The organism is Marinobacterium sp. xm-m-312 (genome assembly GCF_013283295.1).
Lineage (GTDB): Bacteria > Pseudomonadota > Gammaproteobacteria > Pseudomonadales > Balneatricaceae > Marinobacterium_E.
On sequence record NZ_WBYS01000001.1, the window covers coordinates 448,174 to 464,578 of the forward strand.

18 protein-coding genes are annotated in these 16,405 nt (G+C 47.6%); 9 read left to right on the forward strand and 9 right to left on the reverse strand.

The annotated features are described in order from the left end of the window. Positions 1 to 13: 13 nt before the first annotated feature. The 3 genes from XMM312_RS02350 to XMM312_RS02360 are packed head-to-tail and all read right to left on the reverse strand — an operon-like array spanning position 14 to position 3,098. Positions 14 to 1,141, reverse strand: coding sequence for an efflux RND transporter periplasmic adaptor subunit (locus XMM312_RS02350; RefSeq protein WP_173480674.1), 1,128 nt, complete (start codon positions 1,139 to 1,141; stop codon positions 14 to 16). Between the two features lie 23 nt (positions 1,142 to 1,164). Continuing rightward, positions 1,165 to 1,596, reverse strand: a complete 432-nt coding sequence (locus tag XMM312_RS02355; protein WP_173480675.1) for a DNA polymerase III subunit chi — start codon at positions 1,594 to 1,596, stop codon at positions 1,165 to 1,167. A 2-nt stretch (positions 1,597 to 1,598) separates the two neighbouring features. Beyond that, the gene (locus XMM312_RS02360) at positions 1,599 to 3,098 is read right to left on the reverse strand and encodes a leucyl aminopeptidase (RefSeq protein ID WP_173480676.1); all 1,500 of its coding nucleotides are present in this window, start codon (positions 3,096 to 3,098) and stop codon (positions 1,599 to 1,601) included. Positions 3,099 to 3,196: 98 nt separating this feature from the next. Between XMM312_RS02360 and lptF the strand changes: the two genes are divergently transcribed. Both lptF and lptG read left to right on the forward strand, forming a co-directional pair. Then, the gene (gene lptF, locus XMM312_RS02365) at positions 3,197 to 4,309 is read left to right on the forward strand and encodes an LPS export ABC transporter permease LptF (RefSeq protein ID WP_173480677.1); all 1,113 of its coding nucleotides are present in this window, start codon (positions 3,197 to 3,199) and stop codon (positions 4,307 to 4,309) included. Continuing rightward, positions 4,309 to 5,373: an LPS export ABC transporter permease LptG gene (gene lptG / locus XMM312_RS02370; RefSeq protein WP_173480678.1), complete on the forward strand. Its 1,065-nt coding sequence runs from the start codon at positions 4,309 to 4,311 to the stop codon at positions 5,371 to 5,373. Before lptF ends, lptG begins: the two co-directional genes overlap by 1 nt. Here the strand turns inward: lptG and XMM312_RS02375 are convergent. The 3 genes from XMM312_RS02375 to XMM312_RS02385 all read right to left on the reverse strand — a co-directional run bounded on the left by XMM312_RS02375 (position 5,370) and on the right by XMM312_RS02385 (position 8,033). Then, complete coding sequence (locus tag XMM312_RS02375) at positions 5,370 to 5,834, reverse strand: RDD family protein (protein ID WP_173480679.1); 465 nt, start codon at positions 5,832 to 5,834, stop codon at positions 5,370 to 5,372. The genes lptG and XMM312_RS02375 overlap by 4 nt on opposite strands. A gap of 39 nt (positions 5,835 to 5,873) precedes the next feature. Then, positions 5,874 to 7,088, reverse strand: a complete 1,215-nt coding sequence (locus tag XMM312_RS02380) for a YeeE/YedE family protein (protein ID WP_173480680.1) — start codon at positions 7,086 to 7,088, stop codon at positions 5,874 to 5,876. Positions 7,089 to 7,238: 150 nt separating this feature from the next. Then, positions 7,239 to 8,033: a tetratricopeptide repeat protein gene (locus XMM312_RS02385; protein ID WP_173488639.1), complete on the reverse strand. Its 795-nt coding sequence runs from the start codon at positions 8,031 to 8,033 to the stop codon at positions 7,239 to 7,241. 188 nt (positions 8,034 to 8,221) lie between these two features. Between XMM312_RS02385 and XMM312_RS02390 the strand changes: the two genes are divergently transcribed. Genes XMM312_RS02390 through XMM312_RS02400 form a run of 3 tightly spaced genes read left to right on the forward strand, consistent with a single transcriptional unit; the run spans position 8,222 to position 9,526 of the window. Next, complete coding sequence (locus XMM312_RS02390; RefSeq protein ID WP_173480682.1) at positions 8,222 to 8,539, forward strand: phasin family protein; 318 nt, start codon at positions 8,222 to 8,224, stop codon at positions 8,537 to 8,539. A gap of 3 nt (positions 8,540 to 8,542) precedes the next feature. Further along, positions 8,543 to 9,049, forward strand: coding sequence for a flavodoxin (locus tag XMM312_RS02395; RefSeq protein WP_173480683.1), 507 nt, complete (start codon positions 8,543 to 8,545; stop codon positions 9,047 to 9,049). Between the two features lie 27 nt (positions 9,050 to 9,076). Beyond that, positions 9,077 to 9,526: a cytochrome c gene (locus XMM312_RS02400; protein ID WP_173480684.1), complete on the forward strand. Its 450-nt coding sequence runs from the start codon at positions 9,077 to 9,079 to the stop codon at positions 9,524 to 9,526. 9 nt (positions 9,527 to 9,535) lie between these two features. Here XMM312_RS02400 and XMM312_RS02405 read toward each other — a convergent pair whose 3' ends face one another. Together XMM312_RS02405 and nhaD are read right to left on the reverse strand one after the other, a co-directional pair. After that, the gene (locus XMM312_RS02405) at positions 9,536 to 10,180 is read right to left on the reverse strand and encodes a cytochrome b/b6 domain-containing protein (protein WP_173488640.1); all 645 of its coding nucleotides are present in this window, start codon (positions 10,178 to 10,180) and stop codon (positions 9,536 to 9,538) included. Between the two features lie 28 nt (positions 10,181 to 10,208). Further along, a complete protein-coding gene (nhaD, locus tag XMM312_RS02410; RefSeq protein WP_254442793.1) occupies positions 10,209 to 11,570 on the reverse strand; it encodes a sodium:proton antiporter NhaD in 1,362 nt (453 codons plus the stop codon). A 147-nt stretch (positions 11,571 to 11,717) separates the two neighbouring features. Here nhaD and prfB point away from each other — a divergent pair, with 147 nt between their 5' ends. From prfB to ung, 4 genes are read left to right on the forward strand one after another with little or no spacing between them, the layout of a single operon-like run. Continuing rightward, entirely contained in the window at positions 11,718 to 12,812 is a 1,095-nt protein-coding gene (gene prfB, locus XMM312_RS02415) for a peptide chain release factor 2 (protein ID WP_173480687.1), read from the forward strand. A gap of 24 nt (positions 12,813 to 12,836) precedes the next feature. Continuing rightward, a complete protein-coding gene (gene lysS, locus XMM312_RS02420; RefSeq protein ID WP_173483567.1) occupies positions 12,837 to 14,336 on the forward strand; it encodes a lysine--tRNA ligase in 1,500 nt (499 codons plus the stop codon). A 30-nt stretch (positions 14,337 to 14,366) separates the two neighbouring features. Next, positions 14,367 to 14,801 (forward strand): hypothetical protein, encoded by a 435-nt coding sequence (locus XMM312_RS02425; protein WP_371739792.1) that lies wholly within the window; start codon positions 14,367 to 14,369, stop codon positions 14,799 to 14,801. Positions 14,802 to 14,807: 6 nt separating this feature from the next. Then, positions 14,808 to 15,500: a uracil-DNA glycosylase gene (gene ung / locus XMM312_RS02430; protein ID WP_173488642.1), complete on the forward strand. Its 693-nt coding sequence runs from the start codon at positions 14,808 to 14,810 to the stop codon at positions 15,498 to 15,500. A 3-nt stretch (positions 15,501 to 15,503) separates the two neighbouring features. Here ung and XMM312_RS02435 read toward each other — a convergent pair whose 3' ends face one another. Continuing rightward, a complete protein-coding gene (locus tag XMM312_RS02435; RefSeq protein WP_173488643.1) occupies positions 15,504 to 16,373 on the reverse strand; it encodes a folate-binding protein YgfZ in 870 nt (289 codons plus the stop codon). Between the last annotated feature and the right edge of the window lie 32 nt (positions 16,374 to 16,405).

Below are 16,405 nucleotides of genomic sequence, written 5' to 3' on the forward strand. Positions count from 1 at the left end.
TGCTTAAGCTCGATCATTGTGGAATAACTCGTCGATTTAGAAGGTTTTCAACATCATTGGTGTTCTTCAGGAAACGGTCATTTAAATCGAGTCCTTCCGTCACCTCGCTCCACGTCCAGTTATAGGCGCCGACTTTAATAGGTCGAATTTCAAGCTCATTGGTTTTTTCGTTGAATATCACGATTTCAGATCCGCCAATGACAGATTCGGTAGGAACCCTTAACACACTGCCTGTTGATGAGGTCACCACTTCGATATCAGCACTGTATCCCACTAAAAGCGTCATATCTTCATCAGAATTGATAAAGGCAGCCTCGACTTCAAGCGTTCTTGCCTGCTTCTCATTGTCAGAAATTCGAGAGCCTAATTTGCTGATGACACCATCAAAGATTTCACCTCTAAAAGCATCTAGGGTTATACGGGCGTATTGACCTATCTTAAGTCGGGAGGCCTCGACCTCATCAATTGGGGCGGTCACATAGAGGCAGCTGGTATCAAGCAACTCAACAGCCGCTGGCGTCATGATGCCTGGAGGTGAGGGGGTCAGGTATTCACCGACTTCACCGTTGATCTTGCTAACGGTACCGGCAAACGGAGATTTTAGAGTACGCTGGTTCTGATCAATGCTAAGAAGATTAATTTTGTCTGCCGCGAGTTTTGATAGTGATCTTTGGTACTCACAGATATGGGCGCTGCTGGCTGATTCGCTATCCTGTTGATCAAATTGTTCGTTTGAAATGAGCCCTTTCTCCTTAAGGGACTGACCTCGGACGAGCTCGCGTTTTGCAAGATCCGCCAGTTCGCAGGCTCGTTCCTCTTCGATCTTTGCGGCTTGATACTCCCCTTTGGATAGTTTTATTTGAGCCCTTTGAACATCACTGTTCAATGTGAGTAGGGTCTGATCTTTTTCGACCACCTCGCCCTCAGCAATGTTGATTGACTCTATGATGCCCCCAATGGTTAGGGATAAGCTGGACTGACGGCAGGGGGTGATGGTTCCTGAGCGACTGTTAGCGGCGATCTGCTCGACTGCGCCCTGTTCAACTTGGACTAACTCAACGCTGATTGGAGGCTCTGGCCAAAAGAGCGAGTAGCTGATCACCGCAGCAGCAAGGAGGGGGAGAATAAGCAGTTTTTTCATTGAATATCCTCCGTAGGACAAATTTAAGATCGATCTCTAAGGTCTTGTCTCTGTAGCTCCCAACCGGCTGCTTTACGTGCGGCCCAAGAGTGTCGTGTGGCTGCAAGCACTGTTTCGGATTGAGTGACAATCTCGATGCAGCGAGAAGCTGATTGACAACCCTCTGGTGCGGTTAAGCCTAGATTGATAAACAGATCAATAGGTTCTGAGGGCAATTCACCACAGGCTATAGAGACAGGCGATTTAAGTTCAGTACCCAGTATGGCATGCGGTACAAAGCTGTCCGATCGAAAATTCCACAAAGTCTGATCTAGCTGATGTAGATCAGCTTCATTTTCAGTGTGTATATGGATGCGTTGGCCAAGGGATAAGGCTTTTTCACAGAGTTTACACGCCAGCAGTTCACGACTGTCGTGATCACTGCTGGGGAGTATGTAGTAGTCTGCGCGAGGCACGTTTAGGCCTCAATCTGCTCAGCAATATCGAGAAGATATTGCGTCAGCATAGGAACACAACGTCCCGTTGCCCCTTTGGCTTTGCCGCTATTCCAAGCAACACCGGCTATATCTAGGTGAGCCCAGCTAACCTCTTTGGTAAAGCGTGATAGGAAGCAGGCCGCGGTAATGGTCCCTGCAGGTCGACCTCCGATGTTAGCCATATCGGCAAAATTGCTATCCAGTTGTGATTGGTACTCGTCCCATAAAGGTAGCTGCCAGCCACGATCGCCAGCAAATTCACCTGCATCAAGCAACTTAGCTGCAAGCTCATTATCGTTCGCAAGAACTCCCGTTGCTTGATGTCCAAGTGCAATAATACAGGCGCCTGTCAGGGTCGCGACATCGATGACGGCTTGAGGATTGAACTGTTGCACATAGGTCAAAGCATCACAAAGTACCAGTCGGCCTTCAGCGTCGGTGTTAAGGATCTCTACTGTTTGACCTGACATGGTCGTTACCACGTCACCTGGTTTAGAGGCTTCACCTGAAGGCATGTTCTCAGCCGCAGCAACGATCGTAATAAGGTTCAATGGCAAGTTCATCTCTGCCACTGATTCGAAGGCACCTAACACGCTGGCTGCACCACACATGTCGAATTTCATCTCGTCCATCTCAGGGCCTGGTTTCAATGAGATGCCGCCGGTATCGAAGGTGATGCCTTTACCAACCAGAGCATACGGAGCCTCATTAGCATCCTCTGCACCTTGGTATTTCAATACAATGAGGCGAGGCGGAATGACACTGCCTTTGCCGACGCTTAGAAGCGCACCCATACCCAGCTCTTCTATCTGTTTCTCATCTAGAATGTCACAGCTGACACTGTCGAACTCTTCCGCAAGATTTTGAGCATGCTCTGCCAAGTAGAGAGGTGTACAGATATTGCCTGGCAAATTACCCAGCTCACGAGCAGTTGATACCCCATTGGCGATAGCAACGCCATCCAGAAGGGCACCCTCTCCAAATTCAGTATCTTCCTCAGGTAGGTGGATATGAATGTGCTCAAGTGTTAATGCAGGTGCAGACTTGGATTTGGTGGTGTCGTATTGGTAGAGCGCGGCCGACGAAGCTTCTACTAGAGTTCGTGTGTCACGGTAGATGTCGTCGCTATTGCCGCTGATCCGATCCAGGGCAAAGCAGAGTGTTTTAACACCCAGAGTTTTGATGGTATCCACCGCGCTTTTAATCAGTTGCTGCTGTTTGATGATGGTTCGTTCACTCTGTGCCCCTACACCAGCTAACAGGATGCGCTTAGTGTTGATACCAGGAAGGCTGCGCAATAGAAGCAGAGAGCCCTGTTTGCCGGAAAAATCACCCGATGCAACAACATCGCTTATGGCCCCTGAACTGGCTTTATCAATCGCTTTAGCCGAGTCCGAAAGTTCACCGTCTGCCGCAATCGCAATAACGATACAATCTGCTTCTACACTCTCAATCGATCCGTTAACGATCTCAAAATCCATTTCTGTTTCCTCTAACAAGACAAGCACTTAGGTTTAGGTGATAATGTGCCCTACAGTATCGCATCTGTTGGATATCCATGCACCTATCGGATTAATTAGTGATTATAAATCGTTACCTAAGTCTGGACATACTCAAGACTACTTTTGCTGTTGTGATTGTTTTGTTGTTAATTATTCTCAGCGCCAGAATAATTGGCTACCTAAATGACGCTGCCGCTGGTCAGATACAAACCAGTGTTATTCTTGAGTTGGTTATTTACAGAACCCCTAAAATTCTTGAGCTCCTTCTTCCCCTCGGTCTGTTTTTAGGTGTCTTGCTAGCCTACGGTCGATTCTACTTAGATAGTGAAATGATTGTTTTGAAAGCCTGTGGTGTAGGGCCCTTTAAATTGGCTAGCTACGCAATTGGGCCAGCCGTTTTCATCGCCTTGTTAGTTGCTTTAATGACTCTTTACCTAACGCCTACAGGCATGACGGAGGCAAGAAAGATACTTTCAGAGCAAAAAGAGCGAAGTGAACTGGATATGCTGTTACCCGGTAAATTTCAGGTCAGTAAAAACGAAAGACAAGTCACTTACGCTCGACAGGTCAGTGATGAAGGGGAGTTGGTTGATGTTTTTATTTCGGGTATTGATGCGAAGGATGAACGGTACATTCTAGTTGCTAGGAAGGGTTCGCAGAGATTTCTTGACGATCAAGGGCGCTTCTTGGTGTTTGAGGAAGGCTATCGTTATAACTTTTCAGAGAACAATTCAGTTGAAGAGATTCAGTATCATGAGTACGGGCTTAAAATGAGAGATGTTGAGCGACAGTTCTCGATTAATGCCTTTGATGCTCTACCTACACTTGCCTTATTAGAGAATGATTCAGCTTTTTATATTGGAAGACTGCATTGGAGACTTTCTCTACCATTTTTGGCCATAATCGTTGTTTTATTGGCTGTTCAGCTATCAAAGACTAGTCCTAGGCAGGGTAGGTACTCGAAGCTTATTCCAGCAATCATAATATACCAAGTCTATGTTGGTGCTTTAACTGCAGCAAGGGCGCAAGTGGAACAAGGTGACGCTGGTAGTTGGCTAATATGGTTTGTCCATATTGCAGTGCTTATTATTGCTTTGAGTATGTTTGTTTTTGAGGGTGCTATTGAGCGTTTTTTCGAAAGGTTACCGAAATTTCCTAGACTTAAAAGTTTTAAAAGGCGAGCTCTTTGATGTTAAGTCGTTTGGATCGTTATATCGCTGCTCACACCTTGTCTGCAATTTTTGTTGTTTTGTTAGTTGTAGTCAGTTTAATGGGTATTAGTCTTTATCTAGATGAGCTTGGAGACGTCAGGGGTAGTTACACTTCAAAAGATGCCATAATTTACACCCTTCTTAGTATCCCTGGTATTTGTATTGAATTACTTCCACTCAGTGCATTAGTGGGAACACTTATCGGTTTAGGGGTTTTGGCCTCAAGTTCTGAATTGACAGTCATGAGAGCAGCAGGTGTCTCTATGTCAAAACTTATTTTAGGCGTCATAAAACCCATCTTCTTAATTTCCTGCTTTTCACTGTTTCTAAATCAAATCGGTATTCCTGAAGCTCAACAAAGCGCTAGAGCTTTAAAGGCAGCGAATCAAAATTTGAAATTATTCGAAGGTGGCGGCTGGTATCGTCAACCGAGTGAATACATTCATGTCTCTGCAATCACTCCTGACGGGCAAATTTTAGGTGTCACTCGTCACCAATTTGATTCAGAGCTTAGGCTCAAACAAACCAGTTTTGCCAAGTCGGGGTATTACTCTGAAGAGCGTCAAGGCTGGTTGCTAACTGACGTTGAATTAACGGCACTGATCAATGATCAGCGTATTGAAAAAGGTCATTTAGATGAGACTTTTTGGTCAACCGAATTGACGGAAGAGATGCTGCGAGTCATTTTGGTGCCCCCTGTTGAACTCCCTATCTCAGGTCTATCTTCTTACTCTAGCTATCTGAATGATCAAGGGGTGGATTCAACCTCTTATGAGTTAGCCCTTTGGAATAAATTGCTACAACCCTTGTCAATTATCGCTTTGGTGATGATTGGCGTTGCGTTTATTTTTGGACCGATGCGCGGTGTTACGGTAGGCCAAAGAATTATCACCGGTGTCGTGATTGGACTGGTATTTAAATTCAGTCAGGATCTTTTGGCGCCGGCCAGTCAGGTGCTAGGATTTTCTCCGTTACTGGCCGCGCTGTTACCCATTGCGATCAGCTTTGCCATCGCTTTATGGTTACTCTCTAGAGTTCGCTAACTCTTTTTGGCAGGTTTTGGTAGTCGAACGGTGACACTGTTTGACCAGCGCTCATGCCAGGTTAGGCGCTCATCACTTAACAGTGTCGCCCAGTAACCGGCTCCTAGAGTGACAATAGAGATAGCGGCACCAAAAAAGCGAATCAGTGCCTGAGTCCAGGTTAACGAAAACCCCTTTTCACTCTGCGCTCGCAGTCGCCAAGCCATCATGCCGATCGTCTGACCGGAACGGGTCCAAGAGTATCCAAAGAATAGGAATGTTGAGCAGAGCAGTGCGGACTTTAAGGCCGCTTGGCCGAGAAAGCTGTCGACCGCTTCACCTTGATTTAGGATGACTCCAACAGCACCAATTAAGAACCAAATGGCAAGAATGATCAGAGTGTCATAGACCATTGCCATCACTCTAATGATTAGAGAGGGTAGTTGATGTTGGTTAGCATCATCGTGAAACGGTCTGGGCATACTGAACTCCTTTGTCGGAGCCGTAGTGTACTGAAAAGTTTACTTTAAACGAAGCAGTGGACGAAGCTTAAGTCCGATCACTGAACCGGCAAATGCAAACAAGATCCATAGCCAGCCGTGTAAACTGCCAGAGACCACACCGCCTACAAATGCGCCAATGTTACACCCATAAGCGATGGTTGCACCGTAGCCCAATAGCACGCCACCCAGCAGAGAGGCTAAGAAGTTTTGAATCGGCATTTTCATCTTGAGTGTGAATTTGCCGGCGATCGCCGCCGCTAAGAAAGCGCCTAGGATGACACCACCATTCATCAATGACGCGGGATCCTGGCTGAGACTGTTGTAGAGCGCCTCTTCACGGCCAGGTGCCATCCAGTAGGTCCAGAAGTCGATCTCTAGATCGAGCTCTAACCATTGAGCCACTTTCGCTCCCCATACAGGGTAAGCCAGGGCGACAGCCCATGGACGGCCCATTAAAGCGAGCGTCGCGAAGTTTAGAATGGTGAGTCCAACCGCTCCCCAAATCAGTGGCCAGGGTCCAGCAATCAGTTTGCTTGCAAAGCTGGTCGTGCCAGTACTTTGACACTCTTCAAGCGAGCCGTGAGCTTTAATTTCAAGACGTTTAGTGAACTGATAGATAGCAGTGAATAACAGCAGGTTTAGACCGATGGCGGTGATTGGACCCAGCAGTTCGATCAATCCAATGGGCGCTAGTTGTGGCAAGGTTGTCCACCACTCATAGTCAGCTGTTGCCCATAGCGCACCGGCACTAAAGCCTGCCATGACGGGAATGGCTCTCAGTTGTCCACCGCCAAGATGGTAAAGATTACCCGAAGCACAGCCACTTGCGATCTGCATACCTACACCGAACATGAACGCGCCGGCAACAACGGAGAGGCCGAGAGGTCTAACAAATCCTGCGACCGATTGTCCAAACAGCTCGCCTGAGGCCAGGGTCGGGAAAAATAGCAGTACACTCAGGGAGAGCATGATCATCTGAGCGCGGATGCCCGCACCACGACGTTTAGAGATAAGCTCTCTCCATGCGGTCGTGAAACCAAAAGACGCTTGAAGCAAGCAGACACCCAGGGCTGCACCTAAAATGAGAGCAAGTAGTTCAAAGGTGCCGTGCTCATTAAACACATAAACAGCGGAAGCAACCAACAAAGCAGAAGAGAGCATAAGCCAAAATAGCTTGTTTGGCTCAAGAAGCTGGGTTTTAAAGTCTGTAGATGTCGTGTTTAAAGTATTCATGCTCGACTCCTTTTAGGAGTGGCAATACTAATGATCTTTTAATAACTCTTCCAAGAATGTTTGGTGATTTTATATACAAATAAGTTATTAAAAATATTTCACTTATAAAAAAGAGCGCCGTAGCGCTCTTCATGACCCATCTGATATTGGTTATTTTATGTACTGCTGTGAGAGCTTGTCAGCAAGTGCTTTGGCTTCGCTCTGTTCGGTATCAGACAGTTTCATCAGCAGGCGTGCTTCAATGGTCTGAGCCGTCGTTGAGCCAGCATTGGCTGCCGCTTTCATCCATGCGTAAGCAGTAATGTCTGGATTTACAGAGAGGTCATTACCATTACCCGTAGCGTAAAGCGTGCCTAAGAAGAACATCGATTCAGAGTATCCCGATTCAGCAGCTTGCAGGTATAGCTTCTCTGCCTGTGCAAAGTTTTGCTCGGTACCGCTTCCGAAGTTGTAGCTTCTAGCCAAGTTGTGAAGCCCGACCAGTGAACCATTGTGAGAGGCTTTATCGAACCATTGCAGGGCAAGGTTTAGATCGCGTTCGACGCCTTGGCCAAACTCGTACATTTCACCAATTCGGTTTTGTGCATCGGCATCACCCGCTTCCGCTTTGGGAAGAAGTTGTGTGAACTCGGCAAGGTATACCTCATTTCGCATGACGCGAAGCGCATTGATACTTTTTAGGTGGCCCTGGCGAGCGGCACTGCTGAAGTACTGCTTGGCATCCTCTTTGATCTTTTCAACACCTTGACCATCACGGTAAAGCGTACCCATTAGATAGAGAGCATCTAAATCACCTTCTTTGGCTAGAGGCTTAAGCTCTTCAAGGGCTTTGGTGTAATCGGCTGACTGAATGGCACGCTCAGCTGCGATGATGGATGCGGCTTCAACAGACATGACTGGAAGAGCCAATGCAAAGGCTAGTGATAATAGACGAGCTTTGGTCAAACCTGACCTCCTATTCTATTCCAACAAATTAATGGTCAATAACCGTTAGTGTTATCAAAGTGGCGCTATCATAACCTTTTCACTGCATAATCCACAGCGCTTGCTCTGAATTTCTATTATGAGTAACGTAATGATTGATGTAGCGCAGGTTAAACCTGTCAATTTAAATGGACATTGAGGATTATCAAATGTTTCAAGATATGACAAAGCTGTTCGAACAGAGTGTTGAATCATTTCAAGAGTTGGCGAAGGTTCAACAAGAGATGCTACAGCGCATTACCAATCAGCAGATTGAGTACACCCAGCAGTGTATCCAAGCGACCATGAATCAGGCTAATTCACTTCAGGGTCTAAAATCACCTGAAGAGTTCATCGAAGCGCAAAAAGAGTATACACAGCGCTTAGAGGCTGCACTTAAAGCGGCTGCTGAGCAGAATATGAAAACGGTTCAAAACGCCCAAGAGGAGATTCAAAAAATTGCCTCTCAATCGATGGGTGGCAAATAGTTTTTGATCCCTCTCATTTACGGAAGTACTACAGGCAATACTGAACGCGTAGCGCAACTCATGGTTGAGTGCTGGCCAGGGGAGGTGCCTCTAAAGCTAATTTCAATCGATAGCATGATTAATGCCGATGTTGAACAGGCTTCGTCACTGATTATTGGTGTGCCCACTTGGAACTTTGGTGAGTTACAAGAAGATTTCGAAGAAGTTTGGTCGAGTTTTTGTGAAATCGACTTCAGTGGCAAACGCGTAGCACTGTTTGGATTGGGTGATCAATTGGGATATGGCGATTGGTTTCTTGATGCGATGGGTACAGTTGCCGCACAGATTTCACAAAAGGGTGCTAAGCTGATAGGTGAATGGCCTGTCGAAGGTTACGATTTTGAGTCCTCAAAAGCGCTAATCCCTTGTGAGACTGCCTTCGTGGGTTTGGCCTTGGATGAGGATACACAGTCCTTTGAAACAAAAGACCGTGTTGAGCGTTGGCTCAATCTGATCTATCCACAATTGTAAGTTTAAGTGTTAACTCGGAGAGAGATTATGTCTTTGAAGAAAGTTGTATTAACGACTTTGTCTTGTGCTTTACTGGCTTCGCCTTTGGCACAGGCTGATCGAGCGGAAGATGCTATTGAATATCGCCAAGGGATCTTTAAAGCCTACGGTTGGCACTTTGGTGCTATGGGTGCCATGGTTCGCGGTAAGGTTGATTATGATGCAGAGCAATTTGCTCATCACGCTAAGTCGTTCTTAGCGGTAGCGCCGCTTGCGGCTGAGGGGTTTATCGAAGGTTCTGATTTTGGTGAAACGTCTGCCAAAGATGAGCTCTGGGAGAATTTAGATGATGTCAATCAGCGCTTTGTTGCTATGACTGAAGCCGCTGAAAAGCTAGTCGCTGTATCTGGCGGTGAATTGGCGGATGCCAAAGCAGCCTTTGGTGCTGTAGCGAAATCCTGCAAAGGGTGTCACGACAACTACCGCGAGAAACGTTAACCCTTTAATTCAGATCCAAAATAGGAGTGAGCTGACAGTCGCTCCTACTAGGATAGCTACAAAAAGAGGAAGGCCGCCTCGAATCTTAGGTGCTTCCTCTTCACTCTCCTTCCTACCATGCAGCATGGCTTGAACCAGCTTTTCCCCTTTAAAGCGCTGATACCAAACAATGGCTGCCAGATGCAGGGCGATAAACAGCATCAATAGATTAAAAACCGCCTCATGCAGTTCCGTCATCGCTAGTTGAGCGTCGTATGAGATTAAGTAGGCTAATGGCCCTTCAATAAAAATGTCATCGTTACTAAACAGCCCCGTCGTCACTTGCAGTGATATTAACCCTAATAGGGCGATAACACTGAGTGCGCCAGCAGGGTTGTGTGTGTTGTAGTCTCTTTGCCCCTCTCCCTTGAGGTAGGCTATGACGCTGCTTGGGCGTTTTACGAACTGAGAGAATCGAGAGGAGTCGCTGCCAATCACTCCCCAAATGATGCGGAATGTGATTAAGCCTGCTGCTAAAAATCCAAGGCGTGTGTGCCAGATCATCCAGTTGCCACCCAGCTCGGCACTTAACCAACTCAAACCAAATAGCACGACAAGAAGCCAGTGAAAGAGTCGAGTGCTTAGATCCCAGACGGTGACAATTTTTTTCTGCATGTTGATAAGCTCGCTAATGAATACAAAATCACAATGTAAAAACTATATGGTATCCGGTTGATAGTGCATACCCAAGGAGTATCGCCCAACTCCATTTGAGGTGGGCTCTGAAAGTGTAGATGCCATTCGCCTGGCCCATCAGAGCCACACCTGCCGCTGAGCCAATCGATAGCAGAGAGCCACCAATGCCAATACAGAGGGTCGCCAATAGCCATTGGTTAGTCGACATCGGCATATCCATGCTCAGAATGGCGTACATCACGGGTATGTTATCGATCAATGAGGAGCTTAGGCCGATGATTAGATGGGTGGTGGTCTCTCCAAAGTTGCCGTAAAGCGACGTTGAGATCAGGGCTAAATAGCCCAGGGCAGCTAAACCACCAACGCTCAGTACAACGCCATAGAAGAACATTAATGTATCCCAGCTGGCGCGTTCAACCACTCGGAAATTATCAAAACGCATGACGACTTCACCGTGATCCCCTTTGAGGTGTTTTGTCATCGCACCCATGTGGTGTCCACGCAATTCACTCTCTTGCAACAGAGGATCCTGTTTTGACAATAGGTATCCATAAATCTTTAACGCGCCTAGCCCCGTCATCATTCCAATTACCGGGGGTAATTTCAGAAGTGAATGGATTAACACTGACGCCGTTATCGTGGCTAAAAAGAGTATCAGCATGCCGATCGCTCCAGGCTTCATGGATTGTTGTTCATGCGGGAGTTGCGCTGGGCCTGTCGGAAGATAATGGTTAAGCACTAAAGCAGGCACGAACCAGCTGATCAGTGCGGGAACAATAAGATGGGTAAATTCAAGGAATTTTAGTTTCTCCTGCTGCCAAACCATCAGTGAAGTAATATCGCCGAAGGGGGAGAAAACGCCCCCTGCATTGGCGGCAATAACCACGTTGATCAAGCCGAGCACTACGAACGACGCTGTTCTGGTGCCAACAGCCATCACTACTGAGCCCATCAGTAGCGCTGTCGAGAGGTTGTCAGCAATGGGGGATAGGACAAAGGTCAACCCACCCGTGACCCAGAACACGGTTCTTAGGGAAAAGTCTCTAGCAATCAGCCAGCTACGCAATGCCAAAAATAGGTGGCGCTCCTCAAGGGCGTGGATAAATGTCATGGCGCTGAGCAGGAACAGAAAAAGCTCTGCGTACTCAAGCAGGGTCTGTTCCAGTAGTGCGCCAGCTTGCTCTGGTTGGCCATTGATGGAATAGCTAAGGCCGACTAATAACCAGATTAAACCAGCGGCCACCATCATCGGCTTGGATTTGGCTAGGTGAGTGCGGTCTTCGCTGATCACAAAATAGTACCCGACAAGGAAGGTGAGTACCGCTAGGTAGCCATATAGGGTGCCTGTTAAATCGATAAAATTTGTCATTCCCATACGATGGACTAGCTTGTCCGTTATCTCAATAGAGGTGCATGAAAAACGTTGAAATAAAGGCCGAGACGGTGATTTAAAGGTGAGGATAAATCCTGTAAAATGTGCCCCCTTTTTTAAGACCTTTTGGACATTTGCTCGACTATGGAAATTAATCCGATTGTTAACAGCCTTAAAGAGTATGCCGAACGCACTAAAGAGTTGCGTGGCTATCTCGAATATGACGAGAAGCTTGAGCGCTTTGAAGAGGTTGAGCGTGAGCTTGAAGATCCCAATATTTGGAATGATCAAGAGCATGCACAAAAGCTAGGTCGCGAACGATCGAGCCTTGAGTCTGTGATTAAGACCATCGATGAGCTGACTGAGGGGACTGCTGATTGCCTGGAGCTGCTGGAGATGGCAGTTGAAGAGGATGACGAAGATACCGTTGAAGAGGTTCGCAGTGAAGTTGAGCGTCTAGGCGGCATGTTATCGCAACTTGAGTTTCGCCGTATGTTCTCGGGTGAAGCGGATTCAAGTAACGCTTTTTTAGATATTCAGGCGGGCTCGGGTGGTACCGAGGCTCAGGATTGGGCCAACATGATGCTTCGAATGTTCCTTCGTTGGGGTGAGAGCAAAGGCTTTAAAACCGAGTTGATGGAAGTGTCTGACGGTGACGTGGCCGGTATTAAATCTGCAACGATTCGTTTTGAGGGTGAGTACGCCTTCGGTTGGCTAAGAACAGAAACGGGTGTTCACCGTCTCGTTCGTAAGAGCCCATTTGACTCTGGTGGTCGCCGCCATACCTCTTTCTCATCTGTCTTCGTCTCTCCTGAGATCGACGACAATGTTGAGATCGACATTAATCCAGCGGATCTTCGTGTCGATGTCTATCGTGCATCCGGTGCAGGCGGTCAGCACGTCAACCGAACTGAGTCGGCGGTCCGTATTACCCACGGTCCATCTGGAATTGTTGTACAGAGTCAGTCGCAGCGTTCGCAGCACCAGAACAAAGATAACTGTATGAAGCAGTTACGCTCCAAGCTTTACGAAATGGAGATGCTGAAACGTCGTGAGGCTGCCCAAGAGGTTGAAGATACTAAAGCCGATATTGGTTGGGGTAGTCAGATTCGCAGTTACGTACTGGATGATCAGCGTATCAAAGATCTTCGCACCGGCGTTCAATCGTCGAATTGTGATCGCGTGCTCGACGGCGATCTGGATATGTTTATTGAAGCTAGCTTAAAAGCTGGTCTCTAAAAGTTAACACAGGAAATAGACACCATGTCTGATAACACACAGCTTGATGAAAACCGCTTGATTGCAGAGCGCCGTGAAAAACTCTCTGCACTGCGTGAGCAGGGCCAAGCCTTCCCGAACACTTTTCGTCGCGACAGCTACGCAGAGGATCTGCAGTCTGAACACGGTGAGAAGAGCAAAGAGGAGCTAGAAGCTGCAGGCATTAAGGTCTCTATTGCCGGTCGAGTGATGCTCAACCGTGGCGCGTTCATGGTGATCCAAGATATGTCTGGCCGCATCCAGGCGTACGTTAACAAAGAGGCTCGTAGCTTTGCTAAGCAGCTAGACCTTGGTGATATCGTCGGCATTAGCGGTGAATTGCACAAGTCAGGTAAAGGTGATCTCTACGTTGATATGGCAGAGTACCAGTTGCTGACAAAGAGCTTGCGCCCACTGCCAGATAAACACAAAGGGCTTCAAGATACTGAAATGCGCTACCGTCAGCGTTATGTTGATCTGATTACTAACCCTGAATCACGTGATGTGTTTGAGACGCGTTTTAAGGTGATTGCCGCGATTCGTCAGTTCTTAAGTGAGCGCCGTTTCCTTGAAGCGGAAACGCCAATGCTTCAGGCGATTCCTGGTGGTGCATCGGCTCGTCCTTTTGTGACACACCACAACGCACTTGATATCGATATGTATCTTCGCATCGCGCCAGAGCTCTACTTGAAACGCCTGGTTGTCGGTGGTTTCGAGCGCGTTTTTGAGATCAACCGTAATTTCCGTAATGAGGGCCTGTCAACACGTCACAACCCAGAGTTCACTATGATCGAGTTCTATCAGGCGTATGCTGATTACAAAGATCTAATGGACCTAACGGAAGAGATGCTCCGTACTGTTGCACAGCAGGTGCTAGGCACAACAACCATCATCAATACGGTTCGTAATGAAGAGGGTGAGGTGCTAGAGACGTTTGAATACGACCTGGCTAAGCCGTTTACCCGATTGTCAGTATTTGATGCCATTCTGCAGTACAACCCTGACATCACAGCGGAAGCATTGGCGAATGAACATGCCGCTCGTCAGATTGCCGAGCGTCTGGATATCGACGTAAAAGATAGCTGGGGTCTGGGTAAAATTCAGATTGAGATCTTTGAAGAGACCGTTGAACACCTTCTACAGCAACCAACCTTCATTACAGAGTACCCTACCGAGGTCTCTCCTCTCGCTCGTCGTAGTGACGACAACCCATTTGTGACCGATCGATTCGAGTTCTTCGTCGCGGGTCGTGAGCTGGCAAACGGCTTCTCGGAGTTGAATGACGCTGAAGATCAAGCGGAACGTTTCCGCAAACAGGTCGCAGAGAAAGATGCAGGTGATGATGAGGCGATGCACTTTGATGCTGACTTCGTTGCAGCACTTGAGTATGGACTGCCACCCACAGCAGGCGAGGGGATCGGTATCGACCGTTTGGTGATGCTACTGACTGACTCACCATCGATTCGTGACGTCATTCTATTCCCTGCAATGCGTCCACGCGCTTAAGCGCGATTAAGCGTACAGAAGAGTTTCACTGTGTTGTCTTGGCTGTTTCCAAAACAGAAACGTGACTTCACAGCGAAGCGCTATCTCAGCATAAGCCTGCGAACTCTGCACCTTTTTGGTATTGCAGGTTTTGCGGGCTTTTTCTTATATGACTTACCGGAATCGCTTTGGCGGCCCTATGCCATACTAGCGCTGACGACTGGCTCCTTAATGCTACTGGTCGAACTCTACGTTGATGCAATTTGGTTGATTCAACTGCGGGGTTTGGCGGTTATTACTAAAATTTTTCTACTGTTGTTAGCGATGAACGCTCCTCACCTAACAACGGTGCTGTTCTGTCTGATCGTCATCATTTCAGGCTACTTCTCACACGCGCCTGGCAAGGTTCGATACTACTCACCCTTTTTCGGGCGAGTCATAAAAAGCTCAGCTGAACTCAGCTTTAATCAGTCGGATTCAAGGTAGGTGCCGATGCTTTCGAAGGGTTGGCAGCAGCTGCTGAAAGAGATATCCGAGACGCCAAACTATCAATCTCTTATGGCGTTTCTGGATCAACGAACAGCTGAGGGTGTCACAATATACCCACCTCAAGATCAGTGGTTTCGTGCTTTGGAGTTGACCCCGCTAGAGTCGACACGCGTCGTCATTCTTGGCCAAGACCCTTATCATCAGGCAGGCCAGGCGCATGGTTTAAGTTTCTCTGTCTTACCTGGTATTCAAGTGCCACCATCGCTGAGGAATATCTACAAAGAGTTGAGTAGTGATTTAGGGATCGCTGCCCCAGAACATGGTTTTCTTGAAGTCTGGGCAGAGCAGGGAGTCCTTTTACTCAATGCGGTCCTTACGGTAGAGGATAGCAACGCCAATGCACACCAAGGCAAGGGTTGGGAGAGTGTCACCGATCGTATCATTCAGCAGGTTAACGAACACTCCACGGGCACGGTGTTTATCCTCTGGGGAAGCTATGCTCAGAAAAAGACGAGCATGATCGATCAGGCAAAGCATTTGGTGATTCAATCACCTCACCCTTCGCCACTATCAGCACACCGAGGTTTTTTTGGTAGTCAGCCGTTTTCTAAAGCCAACGCTTGGCTCGCTGAGAAGGGCTTTTCTGAGATCAACTGGGAGCTGCCGGTGATAGGACAGGCAGATCTGTTCGGTTGATGGCTAACGCTTGGATTCAAATAACTTTGGATCTAGGGTGTAAGGTAGTTCCAAAGCGGTTAGGGCTGCGCCACTCTCTGTGAAAATCACCCCCTCTTTTTCTGACTGTTGAATGACAGCAAGTAGAGAGGTTTGATCAGTTGAACTGGTCAGTACAACGGTGCCGACCTCAACTTGGTCAGCATTAAACAGTGGCTCCCCAATGCTGATGGAATGGCCCTGCGGTAGCGTGAATCCGTACATCGCTTTTTTCAAAATACCGCGATGCTGTAAACGGGTTACTATCTCCTGACCGGTGTAACACCCCTTGCTGAAGCTTACGCCATCAATGGCTTGTAAATTACACATCTGAGGAATGAATGTCTCTTGGGTAGCCTCTCTTAAATCGAAGATACCGGCGCGGACATTGATCTCATACCAAGCCTCTAATGAGTCGGTAGCATCCTTGGCCAATCTGTTTTGTACTTCAAGATCGGTGGTCCAGAACTCAACATGCTCGGCATCGATTTGAGCAGCAAAGGATCGGTCACTCTCTGAGCTTTTAATTGACTCTAAATAGTCTTTCGATAGGCAAAACCCATTGGCGTTATCTATGAAGTTAAGCTCCACCTTGGAAAAGATGCTGTATTTTTTTAGGTTGTTAAAGGCGCTTTCTGCGATCTCTTGATGGACCCGCAGCCAAAAACATTCGTCACTGATGCGCATGACTCTGAAGAGCCCAACCATGCTTCCCTTAATTGAGCAGTGTGCGGCGATGAGGTGCTCCCCAGTGTTAAGTGCAGCAACATCAGCGGTCAGCTGGCCTTGTAAAAAAGAGGCTGCATCAACGCCTTCGACGGAGAACAGTTTGGCATCCGTTATCGCAATGTTCATAGCTCAGCTCACTAAAAAGGGTTGTGGTATCA

What these genes read in the sequence shown, in the direction of transcription:
- XMM312_RS02350 (WP_173480674.1), bottom strand. Translation starts at nt 1,141, where the DNA reads ATGAAAAAACTGCTTATTCTCCCCCTCCTTGCTGCTGCGGTGATCAGC.
- XMM312_RS02360 (WP_173480676.1), bottom strand. Translation starts at nt 3,098, where the DNA reads ATGGATTTTGAGATCGTTAACGGATCGATTGAGAGTGTAGAAGCAGAT.
- lptG (WP_173480678.1), top strand. Translation starts at nt 4,309, where the DNA reads ATGTTAAGTCGTTTGGATCGTTATATCGCTGCTCACACCTTGTCTGCA.
- XMM312_RS02375 (WP_173480679.1), bottom strand. Translation starts at nt 5,834, where the DNA reads ATGCCCAGACCGTTTCACGATGATGCTAACCAACATCAACTACCCTCT.
- XMM312_RS02380 (WP_173480680.1), bottom strand. Translation starts at nt 7,088, where the DNA reads ATGAATACTTTAAACACGACATCTACAGACTTTAAAACCCAGCTTCTT.
- XMM312_RS02390 (WP_173480682.1), top strand. Translation starts at nt 8,222, where the DNA reads ATGTTTCAAGATATGACAAAGCTGTTCGAACAGAGTGTTGAATCATTT.
- XMM312_RS02400 (WP_173480684.1), top strand. Translation starts at nt 9,077, where the DNA reads ATGTCTTTGAAGAAAGTTGTATTAACGACTTTGTCTTGTGCTTTACTG.
- XMM312_RS02405 (WP_173488640.1), bottom strand. Translation starts at nt 10,180, where the DNA reads ATGCAGAAAAAAATTGTCACCGTCTGGGATCTAAGCACTCGACTCTTT.
- nhaD (WP_254442793.1), bottom strand. Translation starts at nt 11,570, where the DNA reads ATGACAAATTTTATCGATTTAACAGGCACCCTATATGGCTACCTAGCG.
- prfB (WP_173480687.1), top strand. Translation starts at nt 11,718, where the DNA reads ATGGAAATTAATCCGATTGTTAACAGCCTTAAAGAGTATGCCGAACGC.
- lysS (WP_173483567.1), top strand. Translation starts at nt 12,837, where the DNA reads ATGTCTGATAACACACAGCTTGATGAAAACCGCTTGATTGCAGAGCGC.
- ung (WP_173488642.1), top strand. Translation starts at nt 14,808, where the DNA reads ATGCTTTCGAAGGGTTGGCAGCAGCTGCTGAAAGAGATATCCGAGACG.
- XMM312_RS02435 (WP_173488643.1), bottom strand. Translation starts at nt 16,373, where the DNA reads ATGAACATTGCGATAACGGATGCCAAACTGTTCTCCGTCGAAGGCGTT.